A 24,705-nucleotide genomic window follows, 5' to 3' on the forward strand; every position below is an offset into this window, starting at 1 on the left:
CAAAAGAATGAATATTCCGAATGTTAAACCTGTTTTTCCTTTTTTTGTGATATTATATATGAAAAGGATGGTGATGGATATGTCAACAAACAATCAAGTAGAACAAAACTGCTTCATTTGCGAAAAACATAAAGGAAATATTATAGTTCCAGGTGGAGCTATTTACGAAGATGAACTCGTTTACGTTGGACATGTCTACTGGGATAGTGAAGAAACATACCTAGGTTATGTAATGATAGATATAAAAAGACATGTACCTGGCCTTGCTGAACTAACAGATGAAGAAGCGAAAGCGTTAGGACTTATAACAAGTAGAGTAAGTAAAGCGCTAAAAGAAAGCGAAGGTGCAGAGCATATTTACACTTTTGTTTCAGGAAATGGTGTACCACATATGCATATGCACATTATTCCACGTTATCCCAATACACCAAAAGAATTTTGGTCACCAACCGAAGTAGCGAAATGGACTGGTGCACCATATGGTGATGAAGAGAAAATAAAAAAACTATGCGAAAGAATACGTAAGTATATGGTAAATGAGTATGCATACAACAAATAATACACAATATTCATGGGTTGGAAATATAGAAATGTGTTTAGGAGAAATTTCAGTTAAGCAATATGGTGATATTGTACTTGGTAAATATGGCGGGAATATAAGTGCTGGAGCGAAAAAGAATGAAGATGGTGCGTTAGTTTGGTCGAATGATGATTGGGAGTTTACAGCTATTTTAGATGGACATAATAGTGCGGAAAGTGTTGATTTAGTAGTAAATACAATCGAAAAAGAATATGAAAATATAAGAATAATTTTGAATGAACCAATTGATACAGTATTTCGATCTGTTGAAAATCATATACTTTCAATTTTTCAATCCTCTTCATTTAAAGAAAAATGCCAAAGAATTAAAGGTGAAACAGCTTGCTTACTATGTGTAAGAAAAGAAAATTATATATGGTGGCTTTCTATTGGTGATTGTTTAGTGTATGTATTTCATGAAGAGTTACATAAGTTAGGGCAATATGCATTAAATCAACGTCATTTTTACGAATGGATTGGAAATGTAAACACATTTGATTTACCTGTTCCTTGTTATTCATCAGGTATTCGTGAATTACGTACTGGAAAGAACCGAATTGTAATGGTGACAGATGGGGTATTAGAATGCGGGGAACGCCGATATGAAACGCCATTAAATCTGTATAATAATATGAATAGAAATAATATTAAACTTAAAGAAAATGTTCACAATGTTTTAGAACATGTTCATCATCAATTCGGACGAGATAGTGCGACCATTATTAGTTGGGATGTTGAAAATAAAGATAATGCTACGTATCCGAGTGATCAGCCGGAGAAAAGGTAAAGGAGGAGGCCTTTCTGTTTCTTTTGAAACTAATTGTCTTATTGTTATGGATTATAATTTTAATTTTTTTAGAAAAAATCGTGAGGAAGAAGTTAAATATACCGAGACAAACAGGATGGAATAGTAAATATGTCAGTCAATCACATAAATGGGGACAATGGATCATCATTATTTCTTATGTAGTACTTATGATGATAGGTTCAATTTGGAATCCAATATACATGACTTATATACCAATTTTCTTTTTTATGACGTTGTACATTTTTCAAGGATATATGCAGTGGAAATATGATAGTAAAGCAAAAGAATATATTATTTCGTTTGGAATTGTTCCGTTATTAATAATTACAGGTATTATTTTGAATGTATTCTATAATACGTATTGGTGATGGATGGTCATACAAATAAAGGGTGAGAAAATGATAAGACCACATTTACGGGCTGAAGTAATGATTGTAAACGACGAACATTCAAAAGTACTAGTACAATGTGATGAAAACGAATCATTTTATCGTTTTCCAGGTGGCTCTATTGAATTTGGTGAAACGTCAAAAGAAGCAATAATTCGAGAGTTAATAGAAGAATACGATTTGAAAGTTCATGTTCAAGAGTTAGCAATTGTAAATGAACACATTTTTGAGTGGGACAACGAAAAAGGTCATCATTGTACATTGATATATTGGGGGACTGTTGAAAAAATCATTACAAATGAAATAAGGCATAAAGAGCATGAGGATATTATATTAATTTGGAAAAGTCTAGAGGAATTACAGGAGAAGCCGACATATCCTGAAGGAATCATAAGTTATTTAGAAGGGGATAACCGTAATATAGTCCAATTTATTTCAAGTAATTAAATGAAATAATAGGAGGGGTGAAAATAGGAGCTTCTACTTTTTGGATTATAACTATTGTTTTTTGTATAGCTGTCTATTTTCTCGATAAGTTTTTAAGAAAAAAATTGAATATGCCCAAGGGTGGTTTTTGGGGATATAAGAAACATGTAAATAGTTTACATAAAAAATTGGAAATAGGACTACTTTTTATTTATTTAATAACTAGCTTTATGTTTATCTTTATCTTTAAATTCGAAAGTGTTAATATTGCTTATGTCATTTTTACTTATTTAGGTGGGAAGTTAATCTTAAGAGCATTGATGGAATGGAAGTATGATAGAGAGTCGAAAGAATATATATTTTCGGTAATTGGGGTATTCACGTTTATTTTTATGACTTCGATACTATTTTACTTCTTTCCACCTGCTGTATAATAAAAAAATTGATAGTATAAATAATAAGATAACTAACGAATAAGAAACCATTTACTTAGGAATAAACGGTTTCTTATTCTGTGTATGAAATTCTGTCTTTTTCATTCAATCATTTATTTTAGCTAGTATGAATGTAATGAAATTTGTTTTGTCCTCCGCATACTTATGTTTATCAGTAGGATTAGCTTGTGAAAGTTGAATTTTTAATTGTTCATACTGTATACGAGATGTTTTATTGTCTATTAAGTAATCTCGAAATTGTAATTGTTCTATTAAATATTTATTTCCTTGTTCATACATATGAATTTGATGAGTTCGTGGCTCTCCTTTATTAAAATAGTATCTTTCAGGCAATACATCTTTTCTGTATTTATAATTTAGTAGTTCCAACTTTGCGATACATTGTATGCCAACTGCATTATCTTTTAGTTCTATTGCTATATCAATAATTGGCTTTGCACTTAAATATGGAATAGAAGTACTACCAATATGGTGTATCGCTAAAATATGTTCGCCAATTTGTTCCTCAATGATTTGTTTCTCTTTCATAAACTCAATTTCCCATTCTTCAGTCCACGGCACTAAAAACACTTTCCCATACGGTAAACCTAACATTTAATTAGCACCTCTTTCAAAATAGTTTTCAAAAAGTTTATTACATCTTCTTAAAGCTTCTCAAAACAAGGTGTTCCCACAATCTCCAAGGAAGAATCTTCTTCGTAAAGATCATAAATTTTACACCTTTTCCAATAGGATATCGTAAAGTAGTACGCTTTGTTTCAGCAATTTCAACGATTTTATTAGCAACATCTATCGGATTACCAAATGTATCACTACCGCTATTAATATGTTTTTGTATTTTATCCATATATTCTTTGTAAGGAGATGTTGTATCAGATTGGTTTTCAGCTAGTTGTTTACCAACCTCCCATATATTTGTGTTGTAAGAACCAGGTTCAATTAAAGCGACATCTATTCCGAAAGGTTTTACTTCTAAGCGAAGCGATTCACTCCAGCCTTCTAATGCATATTTTGAAGATACATAAGGAGATAAACCAGGAAATCCAACTTGGCCGCTAATGCTGCTTATATTAATGATTTTTCCACTTCTTTGTTTTCTCATATACGGTAAGACAAGCTGGGTAATTGATATAGCTCCAAATAGGTTCGTTTCAAATTGTTTACGGTATTCCTCTACTGGAATTTCTTCTACAAAGCCGCCATTTGCATATCCTGCATTATTAACAAGTAGGTCTACTTTTTGTATTTCTTTTAAAAATAATTGGAAGTTATGTATAGAGTTTTGATCGGTTACATCTAATTGTTGAATTTTTATGTTTTGTTGTAAGTTGAGTTGAGTAGCTTGAGATAGTAAGTTCACTTGTTTTTCAAGGTTCCGCATTGTAGCAATAACTAAATAATCTTTTTTTGCGAGTTCGAGTGTAGTTAATAGTCCAAATCCACTTGAGGCTCCAGTAATTATTGCGATTTTTTTATTCATTTTTTCCCAGCTTTCTTTTTCTTTTATCATAACGAGTTATGATAAGAAAATCTATTATTCTTACATTTAGTATGAAATCAATTTGTATGTAAAAAAAGGGGATTATAGGGAATCAGCGTATATAGAGTAGTGTATATTAATATGATAATGAAATGAGGGAAGAAAAATGGTCCATGTAAAAGCTGTATTAGCGGATCAGTTATTAGCAAATGCAAATGATCCCAGTTGGTATATGCCATTTTCAGATGCAGTTAAGGGTTTGTCTGAGAGGGAAGCTTGCTGGAAACCGAATGAAGAGAGTAATAGTATAGCTGAAATCGTACAACATTTACTGTATTGGAACTCTACGTGGCAAACTAGGTATAAAGAATCAAATGTGAATGCAGTACCCGCTATAGGAGATAATAACAAAAGTTTTATGCTCTCAGATAATCAAACTTTCGATGAATTACGGGAAAAACTACTAGAAAAACTGTTACAATGGCAAAATCTCATAAATGAAGAAAAGGTTGAAAGTGATGTAGTGGGATTTCCTGTTTCTGCAAAGTGGTGGGAAGTGCTAGCGAATGTAACAACTCATAATGCATATCATATTGGTCAAATTATTTACATCCGAAAATTACAGAAGAGCTTTGATAATGAATAAAGTAACAATTCTCTTATTAAGGGAACAAAGGTGGACAAAACGAGACAAACGTCTCATTTTGTCCACTTTTTTATTGTTAAAAGATAGAGAAAACCTATTAAAACAAGGATTCGAAATTGGCACAATACTTGCAATATAAAAGACGAACAAGAAAATAGGAGGGCTGGACATGTTAAAAACAACTGAAAGTAAAGGGAATGAAATTACGAAAGAACAAGCTCATTGGATGTACGAAAAAATGTTAGAAATTCGTAAGTTTGAAGATAAGGTGCATGAATTGTTCGCGCAAGGCGTTTTGCCAGGTTTCGTTCATTTATACGCAGGTGAAGAAGCGGTAGCAGTTGGTGTATGTGCCCACTTAACGGATAGTGACAGTATTACAAGTACACATAGAGGTCATGGACATTGTATCGCAAAAGGTTGTGATTTAAATGGTATGATGGCTGAACTTTTCGGGAAAGCGACAGGATTATGTAAAGGTAAAGGCGGTTCCATGCATATTGCCGATTTAGATAAAGGAATGCTTGGTGCGAATGGCATTGTAGGCGGGGGTTTCCCACTTGCTTGCGGTTCAGCATTAACAGCTAAATATAAAGGAACAAAAGATGTAAGTGTTTGCTTCTTCGGTGACGGAGCAAACAATGAAGGAACATTCCATGAAGGGGTTAATTTAGCGGCGATTTGGAAGTTACCAGTTATTTTTATCGCAGAAAATAACGGTTATGGTGAAGCAACTACATTTGAATATGCTTCAAGTTGTGATTCTATCGCTGATCGCGCAAAAGCTTATAATATTCCAGGTGTTCAAGTAGATGGAAAAGATCTTCTAGCTGTATATAAAGCTGCTGCAGAAGCAGTTGAACGTGCGCGTAATGGTGATGGTCCAACAATTATTGAATGTATGACATATCGTAATTATGGTCATTTCGAAGGTGAAGCGCAAACATATAAAACATCAGAAGAAAAAGAAGAACATTTAAACGAAAAAGATGCAATTGTGAATTTCCGTAAGCATTTAATTCATGAAGGTTTATTAACAGAATCTGAACTTGTTGATATGGAAAAAGCAGTAGATGATGCAGTACAAAGATCCATTGAATTTAGTGAAAATAGTCCATACCCAGAGGATGAAGAATTATTAAAAGATGTATACGTTTCTTACAAATAAGAGGAGGGTGAAAAATTATGACTAGAACAGTAAGTATGTCAACTGCAATTAATGAAGCGATGAAAATCTCAATGCGTCGTGATGAAAATGTAATTTTAATAGGTGAAGACGTTGCAGGTGGTGCACAAGTTGATCACCTGCAAGATGATGAAGCATGGGGCGGTGTACTCGGTGTTACAAAAGGACTTGTACAAGAATTTGGACGAAATCGTATTTTAGATACACCAATTTCTGAAGCGGGTTATATGGGAGCGGCGATGGCAGCTGCGGCAACAGGATTACGTCCGATTGCTGAATTAATGTTTAATGATTTCATCGGCAGTTGTCTTGATCAAGTATTAAACCAAGGTGCAAAATTCCGCTATATGTTCGGTGGTAAAGCGAAAGTACCCGTTACAGTACGTACGATGCATGGTGCTGGTTTTAGCGCAGCAGCTCAGCATTCGCAAAGTTTATACGCATTATTTACAAGCATTCCAGGTATTAAAGTTGTCGTTCCTTCCACTCCATATGACGCAAAAGGCTTATTATTAGCGGCAATTGAAGATGATGACCCAGTAATCTTCTTTGAAGATAAAACACTTTACAATATGAAAGGTGAAGTGCCAGAAGGATACTATACAATTCCATTAGGAAAAGCAGATATTAAACGGGAAGGTTCTGATTTAACAATTGTCGCAATCGGAAAGCAAGTTCATACAGCGCTTGCAGCTGCAAAGCAATTATCGAAAAAGGGGCTTGAAGTAGAAGTAATTGATCCACGATCTTTATCACCGCTTGATGAAGATACTATTTTATCATCTGTTGAAAAAACAAATCGTCTTATCGTCATTGACGAAGCGAATCCTAGATGTAGTATTGCAACAGATATTGCGGCAATTGTGGCGGATAAAGGTTTTGATTTGTTAGATGCACCTATTAAACGAATTACAGCACCACATACACCTGTTCCATTCTCACCGCCACTTGAAAAGTTGTATTTGCCAACGCCAGAAAAAGTAATTGAAACTGTATCAGAAATGATCGGAGACCAATCTTTATTACATGTGTAATAAAACGATGAGAAGGGAGAGAGACACATGGCTGTAGAAGTTGTAATGCCGAAGTTAGGTATGGCGATGAAAGAAGGTATTATTACGAGCTGGAATATTAAAGCAGGCGATAATGTAGCAAAAGGAGAACTGATCGCTAGTATTAACTCAGAAAAAATTGAAACGGAAATTGAAGCACCCGCTGATGGTACGGTACTTGATATAGCTGTAAGTGAAGATGAAGGAGTGCCGCCTGGTACTGTAATTTGCTACATCGGTAAACCGAATGAAAAAGTAGAGATGAAGGAAAGTACACCTGTTATAGAAGAAAAAACATCTAATATAGAAGCGCAACATGTACAACATCCAGAACCTTATGTGAAAGAAGTGGCGAAGCAACGAATCAAAATTTCACCTGTAGCGAAGAAAATTGCAAAGTCTGAAAATCTGGATATCAAGGCATTAGTTGGCACAGGTCCTGGCGGAAGGATTACAAAGGCAGATGTATTAAAAGCACTTGAGGTAAGAGGAAACGTTCCGGAAATATCTGAACGAGAAGAAAGTAACGCGGTTCCTGTTACTGGTATGCGTAAAGCAATCGCAAATCGTATGCACGCAAGCTTACAAAATAGCGCACAATTAACGTTAACGATGAAAGTAGATGTAACAGATTTAGTTGCTTTACATAAAGAAATAGCAGAAGTTGTACAAAAAAGATATGATAACAAACTAACCATTACGGATTTCGTCTCTCGTGCTGTTGTATTAGCGCTTGGGGAGCATAAAGAAATGAACAGCGCTTATATAGATGATGCAATTCATCAATTTGAACATGTTCATTTAGGCATGGCAGTCGCATTAGAAAAAGGGTTAGTCGTTTCGGCTATTCGCTTTGCAAATAATTTATCTTTAGTAGAGTTGTCTAAAGAGATTAAGAATGTGGCACAAAAGGCACGAGCAGGTAGCTTAAGTAGTGATGATATGCACGGAACGACATTTACAATTAGTAATTTAGGTAGCTTTGGTATTGAATATTTTACGCCGGTATTAAATACACCTGAAACTGGTATTTTAGGTGTAGGTGCAATTGAACATGTTCCTGTATATAAAGGGGAAAAACTAAGAAAAGGAAGTATGTTACCTTTAAGTTTAACATTCGATCATCGTGTATTAGACGGTGCACCAGCAGCTGCATTTTTACGCACAATTAAACATTATTTAGAAGAACCTATAACAATTCTTTTATAAAGAGAAGGTGAGAGAATGGATAAATTAGTTGTTATTGGGGGTGGACCTGCTGGCTATGTAGCAGCAATTACCGCGGCTCAAAATGGCAAAGATGTCACTCTTATTGATGAAGCTGACCTTGGCGGAACATGTTTAAATGTTGGGTGTATGCCTACGAAATCACTGTTAGAAAGTGCTGAAGTACATGACATTGTGAGAAAAGCGAATGATTATGGAGTTACGATTAATACAGAAAATATCTCAATTGATTGGGGTCAAATACAGGCGAGGAAATCACAAATCGTAAAGCAACTCGTCCAAGGAATACAATATTTAATGAAGAAAAATAAAATTAAAGTTGTAAAAGGAAAAGCGAAATTCGAAACGGATCATCGTGTGCGAGTTGTACAAGGAAATAAAGAAGAAGTAATTGATGGAGGGAGCTTTATTATTGCAGCTGGTTCCGAACCTACAGAATTACCATTCGCTCCGTTCGATGGAAAATGGATTTTAAATAGTAGCCATGCAATGTCTCTTGAGAGTGTACCATCTTCATTGTTAATCGTTGGCGGTGGTGTAATAGGATGTGAGTTTGCAAGTATTTATAGTAGAATCGGCACAAAAGTATCGATAGTTGAGATGGCACCGCAATTACTACCTGGTGAAGATGAAGATATCGCGAATATTTTAAGAGAGAAATTAGAAAAAGATGGTGTGGAAATTTTTACGGGAGCAGTTTTAAAAGGATTAAATAACTATAAGAAGCAAGCTTCATTTGAATACGAGGGAATTACTCACGAAGTAACTCCAGAATTTGTTCTTGTTTCTGTAGGAAGAAAACCACGAGTACAACAATTAGGATTAGAAAAGGCAGGAGTTCAGTTTTCAAATAAAGGGATTGCTGTGAATGAACATATGCAAACGAACGTATCACATATTTCCGCAGTTGGTGATGTGATCGGTGGAATTCAGCTTGCTCACGTTGCCTTCCATGAAGGAACGACAGCAGCATTACACGCAAGCGGAGAAGACGTGAAAGTAAATTATCACGCTGTTCCCCGTTGTATATACACAGCTCCAGAAATAGCTAGTGTCGGGTTAAGTGAAAAAGGTGCAAGAGAACAATATGGTGATATTCTCATTGGAGAATTCCATTTTACAGCGAACGGAAAAGCTCTTATTTTAGGAGAACAAACGGGTAAAGTAAAAGTCATTGTGGAACCTAAATACCAAGAAATTGTAGGGATTTCTATTATCGGTCCTCATGCAACTGAACTTATTGGTCAAGGGACCGTAATGATTCATACAGAAGTTACCGCTGATATAATGAGAGATTATATTGCAGCGCATCCAACCTTATCTGAAGCGATTCATGAAGCATTATTGCAAGCTGTAGGACAGGCTGTACATGCTTAAATCGAATTATAATAAACCACTATTCTCTAAATGAATGAGAGAATAGTGGTTTGAATTTTTATAGAAGAAATTAAATCCTCTATTACTTTTTAATGTCAATAGCTGAAGTTTTATCGTTCCATTCAGGAGCTAAATTAGCAGTTTTACCGTACCAATCAGCGTGTTTAAATAAAACGCCTTTTCCATATCCTTGTGTTGAAGTGTGTTCCCAAAGTGTTGTTGAATAACTTGCAGAAGGCGACGCTGTACTTACAGAAGAAATTCTGTCATTCCAGCTAGATGGTAAGTTTTTAAAGCCACTGCTCCAGTAAATATATTGGCCACCTTTATCTTTATGTTCATAAAAATCAGTACTACCAGCACCACTACCTAAAGGATTAATATTATTTTTAATTGCTTTTTTATCCTTTGCAATATACGCATCCAATGTTTCGCGGCTAGTAAAACCATAAGCTAGCCAATCTCCATTTTCATTTTGCTTAGGTAATACCATAGTAATTTGGATATCTTTCTTATCCTGATCACTTAATTTTGCAAATGAATTAACATTTTGTTCATCCACTTTTAAATAATCAAATGACTTAATTGTGTTACTTTTTTCCTCAGCACTTACTGCACCTAGTCCTCCAGTTAATGCAAAACCCGCTACTAATGTCCCTGCTACTAATTTCTTCAACATATAACCATCCCTTTTTGTTTGAATTTTTGTACAGGTGAATCTTGTACAGCTAAAATGTATTCTAATTTTATACTTTTGTAAATATTCTGAAATTTTAGAAATAATAGGCGGAATATTTACATTTTTACATTATTTCTTTAGAAAAAATGGTTATTGGAATGATATAATAAGTGGATGCATTGCTTTTACTGGATGTAAAGATATTTTAGGAGAGGTGTCATTGAAATATTTTACAAGAGAATGGTATAAAAAAATGCAAGTTTTAGAATTTGTAAGTTTTATAGAGTCTATAAAAGAATGGTCGGAAATGGATATACAAAGTTTAAAGGAAGAAATAGAGGAAAGGAAAATAGATTTATTAAAATTCCTTCCTGAATCGATATACTCAATTATACAAAACATAACAATTAATTCAGAATACCCATCAGGTGAACTGAAAAAACTTATGCAAGAGTGGACAACAGATTATGAGAAAAGAATGGCACAATTAGATCAATCATACGTAGAATATTTTAATTCCATTGAGAAAAAACTTCCGTCAAATGTCGCTCAGTTACACAAGACATCACTACACGATAGTGTAATTAAAGTAATAAAGAGAGAATCAGAAGATACTTTGTCTATCGTATTAGATTGCAGTGGTACTTTTAGTGAATTTGATAAACTTGAAGTAACCTTTATAGGAGTAACAAAGTGTTCTATGCAGGAAAACTTTGACAGTGCTTGGTGGCTATATCATGAAATAGCTCTTACTGAAGATGGTTTTGAACTAGGTGTTTTATTTGACTCTCCATTTAGAGAAGTGACGATTTGCGCAGCAGATGTATTACTTGTGAAGAAATAATGTTGTATGGAGTATTACAAACGTTTGACATAATAAAAAAATAAAGTTATTGTAGATACATGGAGTCTACAATAGGAGCTGTACTATGAAATATTCTAAAGCTACAAATTATGCTCTTCATACAATGCTTTTTCTGGCAAAGGCCACACCAAATAAGTTAGTTAGTGTTTACCAATTAGCAGAAATGCAAAATGTTTCACCAACGTACTTGTCTAAAATACTAACTAAGTTGACGAAGGAAGGGATGATACACTCATCATCTGGTCCAAAGGGCGGTTACTCGCTTAGTAAGAATTGGGAAGATATTTCATTTTTAGATATTATACATGCAATTGAAGGCAAAACATCATTGTTTGACTGTTGTTTACATGACAAACCTGGATGTTTAATTAATGAGGCAATGCTCGCAGCAGAAGAGAAAATGGAAGAAGAGTTAAGAAATCAAAAAATCGTAGATCTTGCGAAAAAAATAAAAGTGGATTTTTAATCTGCTTTTATTTTTAAATTAATTAAGGATAAAAAGGCTCTTTAATATCTTTAATTGTAGTTAGAAAATGATATGAAGAAGGAGAGAAGATGATGAATAATTTTTGGAATGATCGATATAAATCAGATGAATATTTTTACGGGGAAGAACCTAATACATTTATTAAAGAACAAGCATTTCGTTTAGCAAATCACAATAAAGTAATAGCATTTGCGGAGGGAGAAGGTAGAAATGCTGTATTTCTAGCAAGACAAGGGAACGAAGTAACAGCTATTGATTATTCGGAAGATGGATTAGAAAAGACAAAAAAATTGGCAGAGAAGCATAACGTAAACGTGCATACAAAAAAAGTAGATTTATTAGCTGATAGTTTGCCAGAAAATGAATATGATGCGGCAATTATGGTATTTGGACATTTTCATGATGATTATAAAAAAATGATATTAGATAAAATGATACAAACGATAAAACCTGGTGGATTAATTATGTTTGAAGTTTACTCAAAAAAACAAATAAACTATAGTACTGGTGGACCAAAAGATGTTGATATGCTGTATGATCCAATTGATATCCTTACTTGGTGTGAAGAACATAAGGTAATTCATTTCTTTAATGGAGAACAAGAGCGAGTTGAAGGGAAAGGGCACACTGGTTTAGCTGATGTTATTCAAGTTGTTATTAGAAAATTAATATAAGTGTTAATGAAAGTTAAATGTATGAATGTAAAAAGACCAGTCGTATAAGACTGGTCTTTCTATTTAGATACTAAATTATCAAGTTTCCAATATGTATTTGTTAACGGCGCAGCTTTGCTATCTATGTATAAATACATATTATTTAAATCTTTTGGTGAAGTTTTCAGTTCAAATACAACGTCAGTAGTTAAAGAGAATTCGTGTGGAACATTTTTATAGTGCTCGTCACCTATCGGATGAGCTTCACCTTCATATTTCTGACCAGTTTTTTCATCTTGTATGAAATATTTTATTTCCGAAAGATCAATAGTTTGTCCATCCTCTCGAACATTATTAATCATAACACGAGTAGTAAGGCGCCGCTCTTCGTCTATTTTTTCAAACTTTGCATTTTCAACTGTCGCTCTATAGTATTCGTTTTTAACTATTTCTCCATAGTGCATTGCATTCTTTTCGAGAGCGCTCTTTTCTTGTTTTGGTGTAGTATTGCTATTGCACCCTGTTAATATTCCTGTAAATAATAATGCTGTACATGTCGTTTTGATTAATGATTTCATAGTAATCCCTTTCTGTATTAAAAAGTAAAACATAGGAATAATTTTACATGAATAAGGAAATAAATAGAAGTCTTTTAGTGGAATATGCAAATCTGCATTTATTTTATGTAAAGTTAACAAAATAGAAAAAGAGGAAAACACTGCATAAAGACGGAAGAAAAAGGATTGAAAATATTGTGAAACGGAAGAAACGTGCATATAATTAATATAAAGTTCAAATTTCTGAATCTTCAATAACGGTGGTGATAACATGTTTACTGAAGAACGTCGAGAGAAAATTTTAGAACTACTTAATACAGATGGAAGAGTAATAGCAAAGGATCTTGCGGAAAGATTTGATATGTCTATTGATTCTATAAGAAGAGATTTGTCTATTATGGAAAAGGATGGTTTATTAAAAAGAACGCACGGAGGTGCAATTGAACTTACGCGAGTGAGAAACTTAGCTGCGGAACCAACTAAACGTTATAGTGATAGCTCAATATATGAGGACACAATTGCAAGAGTTGCGGTATCTTATATACAAGAAGGTGATTCAATTTTTATTGGTGGGGCTTCCGTTCATAATGCGATGCTGAAATATTTACCGGAAGTATCATTTACGGTTATTACGAATTCTATAGAAATAGCTGGTTATCTACGAGAATATAAGAATATTGATACGTATTTAATTGGCGGAAAAGTAAAACCTTCAGGGAATATTACTGATACACTTGCCTCTGAATTGATAAGTAGATTTTCTATTGATCTGTATTTCTCTACAGGTGGAGGCATTTCATTACAAGGTATTAGTACCGCAACACCTGAAGTTGCTTATTTTAGTAAAAGAGTAAGTGAAATTGCTAGAAGAAATATTTGTTTAGTTCCGCATAATAAACTTGGAATAGATTGTTTTATAAGAGGAGAGTCTCTAAAAAAAATTGACATTATTATAACTGACGAAGAGGCTAGTAAAGAAACTGTTCAGGACTTTGAGAAACAAGGTAAACAAGTTGTAATAGCGCCATTATATTCATTTGAAAGGAGTTTGACATGATTGTAAAAGAGCAAGAGTTTCATATAAATGGATTAACTTATACAATTCGTTCTGCAGCTGAGAAAGATGCAGAGCAGTTATCGAAAATTAGAGTTCAGATTGATAGAGAAACTGAAAATATGGATAGAGATGCTGGAGAGGGATTTATAGATGATCTAGGATTTCAAAAAATAATAAAAACAGATAGTGAAGAGACTAAGAATCTCTTTTTAGTTGTAGAAGTGCACAATCGAATCGTTGGATTTTCAAGATGTGAAGGGTCAAATTTTAAGAGATTATCTCATAAAGTGGAGTTTGGTGTTTGTATTTTAAAAGAGTTTTGGGGATATAGAATGGGTAAGAGTCTATTGCAACAATCTATTAAATGGGCTGATGAAAATGCAGTAAATAAAATATCTTTACAAGTATTAGAGACAAACGAGAAAGCTATTCATCTGTATAAAAAATTAGGTTTTGAAGTAGAAGGCATTTTGAAAAATGACAAAAGACTATCGGATGGAAAGTATTATAATACGGTAGTGATGGGAAGGTTTACTGATACTTTTCATAAAAGAGGGGAAGAGGTATGTTTTACAGAAGGAAGTACTATGTAGTGAAAAATGAATTCATAGAAGTATTTAATGATCATTTCAATAACACGAACTTACCTAATCAGTTAAAGCATGGCTCTAGGCTAATAGGACGCTGGATGAAAGGTAATAAGAATGGTACGTCTGAAGTATTCGCCATATGGGAATATGATAGTTTTGAAAGGTATAAAGAAATTGAATCGAAAATTAGAAGTGACGAGATTCATGTAAAAAGAATACATGATTGGTATGAAAAACATGGCGGAAGAGAATATGTTTTACAGAAGTACATAGTAGAGATGAAAAATGAAGAGTTAGTATGTACTGTAAAATAATAGGAGCGAAGACTAATGCAGGTCAGAACGAAATTATATATTAGTTTATCAGCCGCTATTTTATTTGCAATAGCCGTGATTGTTTTCTTTATAAATGGTAATCCACAAAAGTGGTTTTGGTTATGTATTTTCTTTGCGTCCATTATACAAAATATGGTGCTACTAAAAAAGAATAAAGACGAGCATTAATATATTCAAATTATTAACATATTTGTGTCATCTTTCTAGTTGTATTGAAAACGCTTTTATTCAGTTTTATAATAGAAGTATGTTTTATAAATCTCCAAAACAATTAAAAGGGAGATGATACAATGTTAGCTTCACCGTTTTACTTACATACATGGAAAAAGTTTATTGATGAAGGAGTCTTTGATTCGAACCGTATAAACGAAAGAATTTCAGAGTCATGGCATCGATGTAGACAAGCAAATGTGAATCCTTATATGAATAAAGGTCAGAAAATTTTGTCTTCTAATGTTTTTCAAGAACAAAAGAAAAAGAGTGAAATTTTTCTTGATATAGCATTACCTCAAATACAAAATATGAGAAAAACCATTGATGAACTACAAATGATGGCATTATTAATCGATCCAGATGGTTATGTTCTATCGTTAAGTGGAAATAAACAAACGTTAAAGCGAGCGAAACATATTAATTTTATTGAAGGTGTAAAATGGACAGAAGCAGCTGTTGGTACAAATGCAATTGGAACAGCGCTAGAAATTGAAGAAGCTATTATGATAAGTGGTACTGAACATTATTCCGTGGCATCTCATAGCTGGAGTTGTGCGGCTGCTCCTATCCATAATGATGACGGGAAATTAATTGGTGTTCTAGATTTCTCCTGTCCAATTGAATTTTCGCATCCATATATGCTCGGTATGGTAACTTCAATTGCACATGCAATAGAACGTGAATGTAGCATAAGAGTTCATCAAAATGAATTACACTTAATTCATCGTTTTTTGGATGTCATTGATAGTGACGAACAAGTAGTTATTTGTAATCATCGTGATGTTATCGTTTCTGCGAGTAAGAGTGTTCGTGAACGAATAAATAATTGGTCAAGAATGAAGCTTGAAGAGTTAATGCACCATGGATTGGAAACTAAATTAGAGATACCAGTATATAGTAATGAAAGAATGATTGGGAAATGTATGTATTTAAAGAAAAACAAACAAATAAATACATATTCTGCTTTCGCATTTATAAAAGGAATTACTTTTTCAGGAGTTACCGGGACAAGCAAAGCATTTCAACACACACTAGAAGAAATTAAGCTTGTTTCACCGACTGATGCTAGTGTGTATGTATGTGGTGAGACAGGAGTAGGAAAGGAATATGTTGCGAGAGCGATTCATGAAAATAGCCCAAGAAAAGATGGGCCCTTTATAGCTGTTAACTGCGGTTCTCTGCCTAAAGAATTAATGGAAAGTGAATTGTTCGGTTACGTTGAAGGTGCGTTTACAGGTGCGCGACGTCAAGGGTATAAAGGGAAATTTGAACAAGCGCATGGAGGAACATTATTTTTAGATGAAATTGGTGAAGTACCACCAGAGATGCAAGTAGCATTATTGCGTGTTTTACAAGAACGTACAATAACTCCAATAGGAAGTTCAAAAGAGGTACCAGTAAATATTCGTATTATTACTGCCACACATAAAGATTTACTACGGTTAGTAGAAGAAGGGAAATTCCGTCAAGATTTATATTATCGTTTGCACGTTTATCCGTTATATGTTCCATCGTTAATAGAAAGAAAAGAGGATATCTCATATTTTATACAACACTTTTGCGAACGGAAGAATTGGAATGTTGTATTTCCAAAGAGTATTTGCAATCAATTTTTACAACATACATGGCCCGGAAATATTCGAGAACTAGTAAATGTATTAGAACGCATTTACATCTTGTCGCAAGGACGGGAAATATGCGAAAAGCAAGTCGCTTTTTTGCTACAAACAATGATGGGAAATCAACAACAACTTGAGTTACAAGTTGAAAATAAAACAGAACATCCACTAAATTTTCGCGAAAAAATACAGCGTGATAGCATGATTGAAGTATTACAAAAGACAAACGGAAATGTTTCATTAGCTGCAAAACTATTAGATGTACCCCGTAGTACATTTTATAAGCGAATGCAAAAATATAAGTTATAAAGTAGATTTTTGTAATCTACTTTTTCTTTGTGGGCTCATGTTCTGTCGGAATCTGCGCTTACCGGGGAAATAATAGAATTGTTAGAAGGGAAATTTCCTAATGGAGGTTAGTATGTGAAGTATATTGAGATTGGAATCGGGAATAAGTGGTTCGTTCGAACGGAAACTGAAAATAAAGATGGGACTGAATTTGAAGAACGAGGAATTATAAAACCTATTTACTTAGAGTCTGTATACGTACGAATTTGGTTTCGGAAAACGTGTTTTATTTTTGATACGAAAGAGGGTTTTAAGAAAGATAAGAAGAGAAGGATTGAATATAAATTTATTGTTGGAATTGTGAGTAGGGTGACTGAAGAAAAAGTACGCTAATGAAAAGCATGTAAAGTAAAAGTGGTACTCAATCTATTGAGTACCACTTTCAGTAAATGATAGAAATTTGTTTGCAAGTTTTTCTTGCGACATGTTTTTATCCTTTCTATATAGAAGTTTGTATTAAGAATATTATGCAATAAATATCAGAAAATACAGTTATTAATAGATTAGGAGAGAATAGTATATCAATGTCACTATATTATAAAAAAATCCGTGAGCAATTAGGGCATGAACTAATATTCATGCCGAGTGTAGCTGCTATTATAAAAAATAAACAGGGGGATATTTTATCCCGCATTAACGGGCAGTAAGACTCCCATCTCAAAATTCAGCGAAAGCAAAGAAGTTAGGTGGGGGATCAACTGCCCGTAAAAGCCCGATTGGTTCAACTAATAATCAGTGGGGGATAATAAAACCCCCACTGATTAAAGTTTCACTTTATTTCAATATCCTGGTGGGGAATACTGGAGTTTGCCAGCTGGAGCAATTGAACTTGGGGAAACTCCAGAAGAAGCAGTAGTTAGGGAAGTTTTGGAAGAAACAGGATTGAAAGTACAAGTAAAAAAACAAAAAGGAGTATTTGGAGGAGAAAAGTACCGCCATACATATCCGAATGGTGATGAAGTAGAATATATTATTGTTGTGTTTGAGTGTGAAGTTAGCGGTGGCGAGTTGAAATCGATAGATGGTGAATCGTTAAAACTAAAATATTTCCCTTTATCTGAAAAGCCCCTTTTAGCATTGCCATACCCAGATAAAATATTTTTATAAATGTAAAATAGCACACCGTATTTATTGCAGGTGTGCTATTTATATAACCCCGTCGTATACATTTCCGTCAATGTATGTACTATCTCTTCTAACTCTAATTTTTTATCATTTTTCACAATCGCCCAAAGAAACATCTCATTCATTGCGAACCAAGCACGTGCTACAATTTCTTTATTTAATTCAGGCTGTGCTAATCCACTTTCTTGAGAGTATGTAATATCCTGCGTAATATTGTTTATGAAGCGTTCCCGTATCTCGTCCCATTTTTTACGTATCTCTTTTGATAATCCGATTGCTTCTTCTACAACTTGTAAAATAGCTCGTTCTTTCTTTGCTAGTTGGAGAAATGCTCTAACTTGATTTCGAATCATTTTATGAGCTTCTTCCTTCGTTTGAGGCAAAAAGGAGCGCTTGGCAATATTATGAAATTGATTCATAACATCTTCCATTAAACTAATTAGGAGATCGTCTTTGTTTTTGAAGTATACATATGCTGTTCCGTAACCGGTTTCTGCATGTTTAATAATTTGTGTAATTGTCGTTTTTTGAAATCCGTTACGTATAAAAATAGTGTAACCAGAGTGTAGTAGTTTCTTCTTCGTTTCTAAGGAGCGGTGTTTTCTTGATGAAAGAGTAGAGTTTTTCAAAGAATCACCTCTTTATACTGAAATGTCTGAAAATATAACTGTATTGTAAAAGAAGTTCATATATAAAGTCAACTGACATAATATCATTGACGTTATATCAATTAAGGTGCTATATTTCAATTAGTTAGAATAAAAAGAAAATTAAGAGAAGGTGACACCATGTATAAAGAACCATTTCAACCAACTTATGAGTATGCGCTTGAATGTGATAAACATGATGAACTGAAAGATTTTCAAACTGAATTCTATAAAAAAGAAGGTACTATATATTTAGATGGAAACTCATTAGGGCTACTTTCAAAAAGAGCAGAGAAATCATTACTTACGTTGCTAGATTCGTGGAAAGAATATGGAATTGACGGTTGGACTGAAGGTGAGCACCCGTGGTTCTTCCTTTCAGAGAAATTAGGTAAACTTACAGCCCCTCTTATTGGAGCTTTACCGGAGGAAACTATTGTAACCGGTTCTACGACTACAAATATACACCAAGTTATTGCGACGTTTTATGAACCGAAAGGAATACGTACAAAAATACTTGCGGATGAATTAACTTTCCCGTCAGATATTTATGCACTTCAAAGTCAAATACGTTTAAAAGGATTAGACCCAGATGAGCATCTAGTAAGAGTGAAAAGCCGAGATGGTAGAACACTTTCTGAAGAAGATATTATTCATGCGATGGAAGATGATATCGCTTTAATTTTATTACCTTCTGTTTTATATAGAAGTGGTCAAATTCTTGATATGAAACGTTTAACAACGGAAGCACATAAACGAGACATTCATATCGGATTTGATTTATGTCATTCAATAGGATCTATTCCGCATCATTTCAAAGATTGGGATGTTGATTTTGCTGTTTGGTGCAATTATAAATATTTAAATGCAGGACCGGGTAGTGTTGCAGGACTTTATGTAAATAATAAACATTTTAATAGACTGCCAGGGTTGTCTGGATGGTTTAGTTCTAAAAAAGATAAGCAGTTTGATATGGAGCATACATTAACAGCCGCTGATCATGCAGGTGCTTATCAAATTGGTACACCTCACGTATTAAGTATAGCACCATTAATTGGTTCTCTTGAAATTTTCAAAGATGCTGGTATTGAACGTTTACGTGAGAAGTCTTTACATATTACGAGATACATGCTGAATTTAATTGATCATGAATTAAAAGATTTCGGATTTACAATTGGAAATCCGTTAGAGGATGAAAGTCGAGGCGGGCACATTTATTTAGAGCATGCAGAAGCAGCACGTATATGTAAAGCGCTAAAGGCAAATGGAGTAATTCCAGATTTTAGAGCGCCAAATGGAGTGAGACTTGCGCCGGTCGCTTTATATAACACATACGAAGAAGTGTGGAAATCTGTACAAATATTAAAGGGAATTATGAAAGAAGAAAAGTATAAGCAGTTTGAAAATAAGCGAGAGGTTGTGGCATAAGTATGAAAACATCAGAGTGGATTGATATTTCACAACCGCTAAATAATAATATTGCAACGTGGCCAGGAGACACACCGTTCTCGTATGAAGTTTCATGGTCAAAAGAAGAAAGTGGCTCGGTAAATGTCGGAAAGTTAACGATGAGTATTCATACAGGCACTCATATTGATGCACCATTTCATTTTGATAATGATGGAAAGAAAGTATTGGATTTAGATGTTCAAGTTTATGTTGGCCCAGCACGGATTATTGACGTTTCTAATCTTGAAAGCATCGGGAAAAAGGAATTAGAAAACTTTCATTTAGAAGGTGTAGAACGATTATTATTACGTACATCTTCACATGGAAAAAATGAAGAATTTCCAGATGTGATCCCTCATTTACGTGCAGACATAGCACCTTTTCTATCAGAGAAAGGTATTCGTTTAATCGGAGTAGATGTACCATCAGTTGATCCGTTAGATGATAAAGAATTAGCAGCGCATCATCAATTATTTAAACATGGAATTCATATTTTAGAAAATGTCGTATTAGATCATGTAGCAGACGGTGATTATGAACTTATTGCATTACCACTTGCATTAACTGATGCAGATGGAAGTCCAGTTCGAGCCGTTATTAGACCAATATAAGTAGAATTATATAAAAGGGGCGTTTGGCTAATATGAAAGAAAATGAAAAAGTAATTATTGAAAAAGGGATTCATACGGATTTTAAAGAGAATATGACGTATGGGGAGTATTTACAATTAGATAGTTTACTATCTTCTCAAAAAAGATTATCGGATCATCATGATGAAATGTTATTTATCGTTATCCACCAAGCAAGTGAGCTTTGGATGAAGCTCATTTTACATGAGCTAAATGCGGCGATTGAATCTATTAAACAAGATAAATTACAACCAGCTTTTAAAATGTTAGCACGTGTATCGAAAATTCAGTCTCAAATTATTCAATCTTGGGATATTCTTGCGACATTAACACCATCAGAATATATTGAGTTTCGTGATTCACTCGGTCAAGCTTCAGGTTTTCAATCGTATCAATATCGTATGATTGAGTATGCACTTGGCTATAAAACGCCGCACGCATTAAAAATTTATGAAAAGGATCCAGAATTACATGCACGACTTCATAAAGCGCTACATGCACCAAGTCTATATGATGTCGCGATTCAAGCATTAGTAAAAGAAGGATTCCCTATTCATAAAGATGTGTTAAACCGTGATATTACGCAGCCTTATGAAGAAGATGCAACAGTAGAAGCGGCGTGGTTAGAAGTGTATGTGGATGTGAAAAAATATTGGAATTTATATCAGCTTGCTGAAAAATTGATTGATATTGAAGACTGGCTACAACAATGGCGTTTCCGTCATATGAAAACAGTAGAAAGAATTATTGGACATAAAATGGGAACAGGTGGATCCTCCGGTGTTTCTTATTTAAAACGAGTACTTGATCAAAGATTCTTCCCAGAGCTTTGGAATGTTCGTACGAAATTATAAAAATAAACCTGTCAGTTCATTATGGCTGACAGGTTTATTTTTATTTGAGCACAATTATGTTTAAAATGAAGTAACAAGATATAATAAATGGAGTAACTATTTAAATGGAGGTAAAGTTTTTGGATTTCAAGCAACTAGAAAATAAATTCGAAAAGAAAAAAGTGAATACATTTCTTGTTTATCAAAAAGGGGAATTAACAACTGAGTATTATAAAACACCTGAATGTGCAAATAACTTATATAAAATAAATTCGATTACAAAAAGTATCGTATCTTTATTAATTGGTATTGCAATTGATAAGGGCTATATAAATGATATACATACACCGATTACAGAGTGGATTGAAAATGTACCTGGGGAAAAACATGATTTGACGCTTTATCACTTATTAACAATGACTACTGGTGAGGATTGGAAAGAGTTTGGGAATGGAGTAGTATTCCCAAATGACTTTGTAGAATCAGAGAACTGGGTACAGTACATATTAGAAAAGCCAATAATTGAAAAACCTGCTACAAAAATGAATTATAATTCAGGTTCTTCTCATTTACTGAGCTATATTATTCAAGAAGCTACTGGAATGTCGACAGAGCGGTTTGCAAAGAAATATTTATTTGATCCATTAGAAATTAACGAATACGAATGGCAACAAGATCCGCAGGGTATATATGTTGGCGGCTTCGGTATGAAAATGAAATCTACAGATTTATTAAAATTAGGAAAATTATGTTTACAAAATGGATATTGGAATGGGAAAGAAATTGTATCAGCACAATGGTTAGAAGAGTCAAGCAGGGCGCAATTTGAAACATATGAACATGTCGGTGCATATGGATATCACTGGTGGGTATTACATAACGAAAGATTTCACATACCGTATTGTATATATTTCGCTATGGGATATGGCGGACAATACATCGTTATCATTCCTCAGTTAGAAGTAGTAGCTATTATAAGTAGTCATATGCCAAAGCGTGGGCTCGTTCCATTAAAATTATTTATTGAGCATGTACAGGGAAATTCTAATTATTTATAAGAAAAGGAGGGAATGTATGAGGGGTGAAAAAACTTTATCTTTATTTAGATTATGTTTAAGTCTTCTAGCATGTAGCGCCATTATTACGCAATTCATAATCAGGGCACAAGTGAAACCGTTCAATCCAGTTAACTTTTTTAGTTTCTTTACGATCGAAAGTAACATTTTAGTTGCATGTATTCTCCTTTTAAGCAGTATCGGAACAGCTACATTTGGTCGATCAGAGCAGTTTGGTATACTTCGTGGTGCGGCAACGGTATATATACTTACGACAGGACTAATTTATTTTTTACTATTAAGAGGATTAGAAGAATCACTTCAAACTGCAATACCATGGGTAAATACGGTGCTGCATTATATCATGCCAATTACCATGCTTTTAGATTGGATTTTAAATCCACCAAATAAGAAAATCACCTGGAAAAAAGCTGCAAGTTGGCTCTTATTCCCGTTTTTTTACGTTGTATATAGCTTATTACGTGGTCCAATCGTAAATTGGTATCCATATCCTTTTTTAGATCCGAGAATAGGAGGATATGGTAGAGTCCTTTTATATAGTATAGGGATAGCTGTTGTAATTGGCGCTATTTGTATATTGGTAAGATTTTTAGGGAATCGAAATTTTAGGAAAGAATTTTAGAAATGCAAGAACCCCCACTGTTTCTGTTTTTAACAGTGGGGGTTCACTTTATCTACTCGTCTTCTGAAACGACAACTTTATAAATTTCTCCGTCTTCGTTTCAAATTCTACATCAACAAAAACACCATATTCTTTTCCATCTTCACGTAACCACAATTTAAATTTTTCAACAGTTATTTGAACTGTTTTGGGTTTTCTACCTATATGTAGATAATCAATAATTTCTGCTTTTGGGTATTGTTCTTTCGTCTTTTCTACGGCAAGTTTACCCCATTTGGCATACGGCGGCTGCGCATGAACAATTGATGAGCCTGTATATATATTTGAACATGTTGTTAGGAACAGAATGACGAGTGCGACACGTTTTAACGATTTTTTCATGATGAACTCCTTTTATCCTTTTTTTATATTGTTTACATATTTTTTCAACGATATTAGTTTGGATTTTTTTGTCTTCTTTACATAAAAGCGAGGCTTTTACAAAACATAACCAAGAAATCATTTCTGTAATTAAGGAGGGAAAAGTATGCGCCAAAAAGCTATTTTTAAAATAGCAGTTTTACTTGCGTTCATAGGACTGTCTTTAATGGTCAGTAGTATACAACTAAAGAATGTAGAAGCTTTTTCTAATCAAGTCATTCAAAGAGGAGCATCTGGCGAAGATGTCATTGAACTGCAATCTCGTTTGAAATATAACGGATTTTATACGGGAAAAGTGGATGGTGTTTTCGGATGGGGTACATATTGGGCACTTCGGAATTTTCAAGAGAAATTCGGATTACCTGTTGATGGTTTAGCTGGAGCTAAAACGAAGCAAATGCTCGTGAAGGCAACGAAGTATGACAAGTCCACTGCCAATAAAGGAAATAGTGGTAGTACTGCACAAAAAAATAAACCATCTCAAAATAAAGGGACAAATGTTCCGAATGGTTATTCGCAAAATGACATTCAACTCATGGCAAACGCAGTATACGGGGAATCACGTGGTGAACCGTATTTAGGACAAGTTGCAGTAGCTGCTGTTATTTTAAATCGTGTTACAAGTACATCATTTCCAAATACCGTTTCAGGAGTAATATTTGAGCCAAGAGCCTTTACGGCAGTTGCGGATGGGCAAATATATTTAACGCCAAATGAAACAGCGAAAAAAGCTGTATTAGATGCGATTAATGGATGGGATCCAACAGGAAATGCTTTATATTATTTCAATCCAGATACTGCGACTAGTAAATGGATTTGGACTCGTCCACAAATTAAAAAAATCGGTAAACATATTTTCTGTAAATAGAGCGGAG

At 34.0% G+C, this 24,705-nt stretch carries 32 protein-coding genes and 2 pseudogenes; 28 read left to right on the forward strand and 6 right to left on the reverse strand.

From position 1 onward, the window contains the following. Nucleotides 1-58: 58 nt before the first annotated feature. The 5 genes from ASE54_RS13130 to ASE54_RS13150 are packed head-to-tail and all read left to right on the forward strand — an operon-like array spanning nucleotide 59 to nucleotide 2,637. Nucleotides 59-559, forward strand: a complete 501-nt coding sequence (locus ASE54_RS13130; protein ID WP_057187477.1) for an HIT family protein — start codon at nucleotides 59-61, stop codon at nucleotides 557-559. Then, nucleotides 537-1,367 carry a PP2C family serine/threonine-protein phosphatase gene (locus ASE54_RS13135; RefSeq protein WP_057187472.1) on the forward strand — a complete coding sequence of 277 codons (831 nt, stop codon included), beginning with the start codon at nucleotides 537-539 and terminating at the stop codon, nucleotides 1,365-1,367. Before ASE54_RS13130 ends, ASE54_RS13135 begins: the two co-directional genes overlap by 23 nt. A gap of 23 nt (nucleotides 1,368-1,390) precedes the next feature. Then, the gene (locus ASE54_RS13140; protein WP_000767737.1) at nucleotides 1,391-1,756 is read left to right on the forward strand and encodes a DUF4181 domain-containing protein; all 366 of its coding nucleotides are present in this window, start codon (nucleotides 1,391-1,393) and stop codon (nucleotides 1,754-1,756) included. A gap of 30 nt (nucleotides 1,757-1,786) precedes the next feature. Then, on the forward strand, nucleotides 1,787-2,224 hold the full coding sequence (locus tag ASE54_RS13145) for an NUDIX domain-containing protein (protein WP_000620904.1): 438 nt from the start codon (nucleotides 1,787-1,789) through the stop codon (nucleotides 2,222-2,224). Nucleotides 2,225-2,247: 23 nt separating this feature from the next. Next, nucleotides 2,248-2,637, forward strand: coding sequence for a DUF4181 domain-containing protein (locus ASE54_RS13150; RefSeq protein WP_042992857.1), 390 nt, complete (start codon nucleotides 2,248-2,250; stop codon nucleotides 2,635-2,637). Nucleotides 2,638-2,742: 105 nt separating this feature from the next. On the opposite strand, the gene ASE54_RS13155 is transcribed toward ASE54_RS13150, so the two are convergent. Together ASE54_RS13155 and ASE54_RS13160 are read right to left on the reverse strand one after the other, a co-directional pair. Continuing rightward, nucleotides 2,743-3,252: a GrpB family protein gene (locus ASE54_RS13155; RefSeq protein WP_000901210.1), complete on the reverse strand. Its 510-nt coding sequence runs from the start codon at nucleotides 3,250-3,252 to the stop codon at nucleotides 2,743-2,745. Nucleotides 3,253-3,292: 40 nt separating this feature from the next. Further along, nucleotides 3,293-4,138 carry an oxidoreductase gene (locus ASE54_RS13160; RefSeq protein ID WP_025989043.1) on the reverse strand — a complete coding sequence of 282 codons (846 nt, stop codon included), beginning with the start codon at nucleotides 4,136-4,138 and terminating at the stop codon, nucleotides 3,293-3,295. A gap of 166 nt (nucleotides 4,139-4,304) precedes the next feature. On the opposite strand from ASE54_RS13160, the gene ASE54_RS13165 reads away from it, so the two are divergent. The 6 genes from ASE54_RS13165 to lpdA are packed head-to-tail and all read left to right on the forward strand — an operon-like array spanning nucleotide 4,305 to nucleotide 9,626. Next, entirely contained in the window at nucleotides 4,305-4,784 is a 480-nt protein-coding gene (locus tag ASE54_RS13165) for a DinB family protein (protein ID WP_003260628.1), read from the forward strand. After that, nucleotides 4,777-4,923 (forward strand): hypothetical protein, encoded by a 147-nt coding sequence (locus ASE54_RS36325; protein ID WP_001045415.1) that lies wholly within the window; start codon nucleotides 4,777-4,779, stop codon nucleotides 4,921-4,923. Before ASE54_RS13165 ends, ASE54_RS36325 begins: the two co-directional genes overlap by 8 nt. 30 nt (nucleotides 4,924-4,953) lie before the next feature. Continuing rightward, nucleotides 4,954-5,952: an acetoin:2,6-dichlorophenolindophenol oxidoreductase subunit alpha gene (acoA, locus tag ASE54_RS13170; protein ID WP_000921263.1), complete on the forward strand. Its 999-nt coding sequence runs from the start codon at nucleotides 4,954-4,956 to the stop codon at nucleotides 5,950-5,952. A 17-nt stretch (nucleotides 5,953-5,969) separates the two neighbouring features. Next, entirely contained in the window at nucleotides 5,970-7,004 is a 1,035-nt protein-coding gene (acoB, locus tag ASE54_RS13175; RefSeq protein WP_000198884.1) for an acetoin:2,6-dichlorophenolindophenol oxidoreductase subunit beta, read from the forward strand. A gap of 27 nt (nucleotides 7,005-7,031) precedes the next feature. Beyond that, entirely contained in the window at nucleotides 7,032-8,231 is a 1,200-nt protein-coding gene (locus ASE54_RS13180; RefSeq protein WP_000257760.1) for a dihydrolipoamide acetyltransferase family protein, read from the forward strand. 15 nt (nucleotides 8,232-8,246) lie between these two features. After that, on the forward strand, nucleotides 8,247-9,626 hold the full coding sequence (gene lpdA / locus ASE54_RS13185) for a dihydrolipoyl dehydrogenase (RefSeq protein WP_000359762.1): 1,380 nt from the start codon (nucleotides 8,247-8,249) through the stop codon (nucleotides 9,624-9,626). Nucleotides 9,627-9,708: 82 nt separating this feature from the next. Here lpdA and ASE54_RS13190 read toward each other — a convergent pair whose 3' ends face one another. Then, a complete protein-coding gene (locus ASE54_RS13190) occupies nucleotides 9,709-10,305 on the reverse strand; it encodes a hypothetical protein (protein ID WP_000914437.1) in 597 nt (198 codons plus the stop codon). Between the two features lie 220 nt (nucleotides 10,306-10,525). Between ASE54_RS13190 and ASE54_RS13195 the strand changes: the two genes are divergently transcribed. From ASE54_RS13195 to ASE54_RS13205, 3 genes are all read left to right on the forward strand, one after another. Beyond that, nucleotides 10,526-11,149: a DUF4085 domain-containing protein gene (locus tag ASE54_RS13195; RefSeq protein ID WP_000873450.1), complete on the forward strand. Its 624-nt coding sequence runs from the start codon at nucleotides 10,526-10,528 to the stop codon at nucleotides 11,147-11,149. Nucleotides 11,150-11,234: 85 nt separating this feature from the next. Next, nucleotides 11,235-11,636 (forward strand): Rrf2 family transcriptional regulator, encoded by a 402-nt coding sequence (locus ASE54_RS13200; protein WP_000877653.1) that lies wholly within the window; start codon nucleotides 11,235-11,237, stop codon nucleotides 11,634-11,636. Between the two features lie 89 nt (nucleotides 11,637-11,725). Then, on the forward strand, nucleotides 11,726-12,331 hold the full coding sequence (locus tag ASE54_RS13205) for a class I SAM-dependent methyltransferase (RefSeq protein ID WP_002094049.1): 606 nt from the start codon (nucleotides 11,726-11,728) through the stop codon (nucleotides 12,329-12,331). Between the two features lie 59 nt (nucleotides 12,332-12,390). Here ASE54_RS13205 and ASE54_RS13210 read toward each other — a convergent pair whose 3' ends face one another. Then, nucleotides 12,391-12,888, reverse strand: a complete 498-nt coding sequence (locus ASE54_RS13210; RefSeq protein WP_014895273.1) for a hypothetical protein — start codon at nucleotides 12,886-12,888, stop codon at nucleotides 12,391-12,393. A 250-nt stretch (nucleotides 12,889-13,138) separates the two neighbouring features. Here ASE54_RS13210 and ASE54_RS13215 point away from each other — a divergent pair, with 250 nt between their 5' ends. The 8 genes and pseudogenes from ASE54_RS13215 to ASE54_RS13245 form a co-directional block, all read left to right on the forward strand. Continuing rightward, nucleotides 13,139-13,924 carry a DeoR/GlpR family DNA-binding transcription regulator gene (locus ASE54_RS13215; RefSeq protein ID WP_000493642.1) on the forward strand — a complete coding sequence of 262 codons (786 nt, stop codon included), beginning with the start codon at nucleotides 13,139-13,141 and terminating at the stop codon, nucleotides 13,922-13,924. After that, a complete protein-coding gene (locus ASE54_RS13220; RefSeq protein WP_014895272.1) occupies nucleotides 13,921-14,517 on the forward strand; it encodes a GNAT family N-acetyltransferase in 597 nt (198 codons plus the stop codon). Before ASE54_RS13215 ends, ASE54_RS13220 begins: the two co-directional genes overlap by 4 nt. Further along, nucleotides 14,490-14,828, forward strand: coding sequence for an NIPSNAP family protein (locus ASE54_RS13225; protein WP_000499995.1), 339 nt, complete (start codon nucleotides 14,490-14,492; stop codon nucleotides 14,826-14,828). Before ASE54_RS13220 ends, ASE54_RS13225 begins: the two co-directional genes overlap by 28 nt. 15 nt (nucleotides 14,829-14,843) lie before the next feature. Then, nucleotides 14,844-15,017, forward strand: a complete 174-nt coding sequence (locus ASE54_RS36330) for a hypothetical protein (RefSeq protein ID WP_001198099.1) — start codon at nucleotides 14,844-14,846, stop codon at nucleotides 15,015-15,017. A gap of 122 nt (nucleotides 15,018-15,139) precedes the next feature. Next, nucleotides 15,140-16,990, forward strand: coding sequence for a sigma-54-dependent Fis family transcriptional regulator (locus tag ASE54_RS13230; protein ID WP_000881380.1), 1,851 nt, complete (start codon nucleotides 15,140-15,142; stop codon nucleotides 16,988-16,990). Between the two features lie 114 nt (nucleotides 16,991-17,104). Further along, entirely contained in the window at nucleotides 17,105-17,362 is a 258-nt protein-coding gene (locus tag ASE54_RS13235) for a DUF3977 family protein (RefSeq protein ID WP_000873836.1), read from the forward strand. Between the two features lie 185 nt (nucleotides 17,363-17,547). Continuing rightward, nucleotides 17,548-17,655 (forward strand): annotated as a pseudogene (locus tag ASE54_RS13240) (phosphohydrolase); the annotation flags it as partial. Nucleotides 17,656-17,803: 148 nt separating this feature from the next. Further along, nucleotides 17,804-18,136, forward strand: a pseudogene (locus ASE54_RS13245) (NUDIX domain-containing protein); the annotation flags it as partial. A 35-nt stretch (nucleotides 18,137-18,171) separates the two neighbouring features. Here the strand turns inward: ASE54_RS13245 and ASE54_RS13250 are convergent. Beyond that, nucleotides 18,172-18,783 carry a TetR/AcrR family transcriptional regulator gene (locus tag ASE54_RS13250; protein WP_000798548.1) on the reverse strand — a complete coding sequence of 204 codons (612 nt, stop codon included), beginning with the start codon at nucleotides 18,781-18,783 and terminating at the stop codon, nucleotides 18,172-18,174. A gap of 159 nt (nucleotides 18,784-18,942) precedes the next feature. Here ASE54_RS13250 and kynU point away from each other — a divergent pair, with 159 nt between their 5' ends. The 5 genes from kynU to ASE54_RS13275 all read left to right on the forward strand — a co-directional run bounded on the left by kynU (nucleotide 18,943) and on the right by ASE54_RS13275 (nucleotide 23,410). Beyond that, nucleotides 18,943-20,229, forward strand: coding sequence for a kynureninase (kynU, locus tag ASE54_RS13255; RefSeq protein ID WP_000276297.1), 1,287 nt, complete (start codon nucleotides 18,943-18,945; stop codon nucleotides 20,227-20,229). A gap of 2 nt (nucleotides 20,230-20,231) precedes the next feature. Further along, the gene (gene kynB / locus ASE54_RS13260) at nucleotides 20,232-20,861 is read left to right on the forward strand and encodes an arylformamidase (RefSeq protein WP_000858071.1); all 630 of its coding nucleotides are present in this window, start codon (nucleotides 20,232-20,234) and stop codon (nucleotides 20,859-20,861) included. A 32-nt stretch (nucleotides 20,862-20,893) separates the two neighbouring features. Beyond that, on the forward strand, nucleotides 20,894-21,733 hold the full coding sequence (gene kynA / locus ASE54_RS13265; RefSeq protein ID WP_000661940.1) for a tryptophan 2,3-dioxygenase: 840 nt from the start codon (nucleotides 20,894-20,896) through the stop codon (nucleotides 21,731-21,733). 119 nt (nucleotides 21,734-21,852) lie between these two features. Further along, nucleotides 21,853-22,770, forward strand: coding sequence for a serine hydrolase (locus tag ASE54_RS13270; RefSeq protein ID WP_000346246.1), 918 nt, complete (start codon nucleotides 21,853-21,855; stop codon nucleotides 22,768-22,770). A gap of 16 nt (nucleotides 22,771-22,786) precedes the next feature. Beyond that, nucleotides 22,787-23,410, forward strand: coding sequence for a Pr6Pr family membrane protein (locus tag ASE54_RS13275; RefSeq protein WP_001213866.1), 624 nt, complete (start codon nucleotides 22,787-22,789; stop codon nucleotides 23,408-23,410). Between the two features lie 48 nt (nucleotides 23,411-23,458). On the opposite strand, the gene ASE54_RS13280 is transcribed toward ASE54_RS13275, so the two are convergent. Next, nucleotides 23,459-23,791 (reverse strand): DUF3889 domain-containing protein, encoded by a 333-nt coding sequence (locus ASE54_RS13280; RefSeq protein ID WP_000749154.1) that lies wholly within the window; start codon nucleotides 23,789-23,791, stop codon nucleotides 23,459-23,461. A 145-nt stretch (nucleotides 23,792-23,936) separates the two neighbouring features. Between ASE54_RS13280 and sleB the strand changes: the two genes are divergently transcribed. Then, complete coding sequence (gene sleB / locus ASE54_RS13285) at nucleotides 23,937-24,698, forward strand: spore cortex-lytic enzyme (protein ID WP_001249047.1); 762 nt, start codon at nucleotides 23,937-23,939, stop codon at nucleotides 24,696-24,698. Nucleotides 24,699-24,705 lie beyond the last annotated feature (7 nt).

The sequence above is a fragment of the Bacillus sp. Root131 genome, assembly GCF_001429475.1.
GTDB lineage: Bacteria > Bacillota > Bacilli > Bacillales > Bacillaceae_G > Bacillus_A > Bacillus_A thuringiensis_S.

Bases quoted from the DNA above. Each gene is read 5' to 3' on its own strand.
- ASE54_RS13130 (WP_057187477.1), top strand. From the start codon at position 59: ATGAAAAGGATGGTGATGGATATGTCAACAAACAATCAAGTAGAACAA.
- ASE54_RS13135 (WP_057187472.1), top strand. From the start codon at position 537: ATGAGTATGCATACAACAAATAATACACAATATTCATGGGTTGGAAAT.
- ASE54_RS13145 (WP_000620904.1), top strand. From the start codon at position 1,787: ATGATAAGACCACATTTACGGGCTGAAGTAATGATTGTAAACGACGAA.
- ASE54_RS13155 (WP_000901210.1), bottom strand. From the start codon at position 3,252: ATGTTAGGTTTACCGTATGGGAAAGTGTTTTTAGTGCCGTGGACTGAA.
- ASE54_RS13160 (WP_025989043.1), bottom strand. From the start codon at position 4,138: ATGAATAAAAAAATCGCAATAATTACTGGAGCCTCAAGTGGATTTGGA.
- ASE54_RS13165 (WP_003260628.1), top strand. From the start codon at position 4,305: ATGGTCCATGTAAAAGCTGTATTAGCGGATCAGTTATTAGCAAATGCA.
- ASE54_RS36325 (WP_001045415.1), top strand. From the start codon at position 4,777: ATGAATAAAGTAACAATTCTCTTATTAAGGGAACAAAGGTGGACAAAA.
- acoA (WP_000921263.1), top strand. From the start codon at position 4,954: ATGTTAAAAACAACTGAAAGTAAAGGGAATGAAATTACGAAAGAACAA.
- acoB (WP_000198884.1), top strand. From the start codon at position 5,970: ATGACTAGAACAGTAAGTATGTCAACTGCAATTAATGAAGCGATGAAA.
- ASE54_RS13180 (WP_000257760.1), top strand. From the start codon at position 7,032: ATGGCTGTAGAAGTTGTAATGCCGAAGTTAGGTATGGCGATGAAAGAA.
- lpdA (WP_000359762.1), top strand. From the start codon at position 8,247: ATGGATAAATTAGTTGTTATTGGGGGTGGACCTGCTGGCTATGTAGCA.
- ASE54_RS13190 (WP_000914437.1), bottom strand. From the start codon at position 10,305: ATGTTGAAGAAATTAGTAGCAGGGACATTAGTAGCGGGTTTTGCATTA.
- ASE54_RS13200 (WP_000877653.1), top strand. From the start codon at position 11,235: ATGAAATATTCTAAAGCTACAAATTATGCTCTTCATACAATGCTTTTT.
- ASE54_RS13205 (WP_002094049.1), top strand. From the start codon at position 11,726: ATGATGAATAATTTTTGGAATGATCGATATAAATCAGATGAATATTTT.
- ASE54_RS13210 (WP_014895273.1), bottom strand. From the start codon at position 12,888: ATGAAATCATTAATCAAAACGACATGTACAGCATTATTATTTACAGGA.
- ASE54_RS13215 (WP_000493642.1), top strand. From the start codon at position 13,139: ATGTTTACTGAAGAACGTCGAGAGAAAATTTTAGAACTACTTAATACA.
- ASE54_RS13220 (WP_014895272.1), top strand. From the start codon at position 13,921: ATGATTGTAAAAGAGCAAGAGTTTCATATAAATGGATTAACTTATACA.
- ASE54_RS13225 (WP_000499995.1), top strand. From the start codon at position 14,490: ATGTTTTACAGAAGGAAGTACTATGTAGTGAAAAATGAATTCATAGAA.
- ASE54_RS36330 (WP_001198099.1), top strand. From the start codon at position 14,844: ATGCAGGTCAGAACGAAATTATATATTAGTTTATCAGCCGCTATTTTA.
- ASE54_RS13230 (WP_000881380.1), top strand. From the start codon at position 15,140: ATGTTAGCTTCACCGTTTTACTTACATACATGGAAAAAGTTTATTGAT.
- kynU (WP_000276297.1), top strand. From the start codon at position 18,943: ATGTATAAAGAACCATTTCAACCAACTTATGAGTATGCGCTTGAATGT.
- kynB (WP_000858071.1), top strand. From the start codon at position 20,232: ATGAAAACATCAGAGTGGATTGATATTTCACAACCGCTAAATAATAAT.
- kynA (WP_000661940.1), top strand. From the start codon at position 20,894: ATGAAAGAAAATGAAAAAGTAATTATTGAAAAAGGGATTCATACGGAT.
- ASE54_RS13275 (WP_001213866.1), top strand. From the start codon at position 22,787: ATGAGGGGTGAAAAAACTTTATCTTTATTTAGATTATGTTTAAGTCTT.
- ASE54_RS13280 (WP_000749154.1), bottom strand. From the start codon at position 23,791: ATGAAAAAATCGTTAAAACGTGTCGCACTCGTCATTCTGTTCCTAACA.
- sleB (WP_001249047.1), top strand. From the start codon at position 23,937: ATGCGCCAAAAAGCTATTTTTAAAATAGCAGTTTTACTTGCGTTCATA.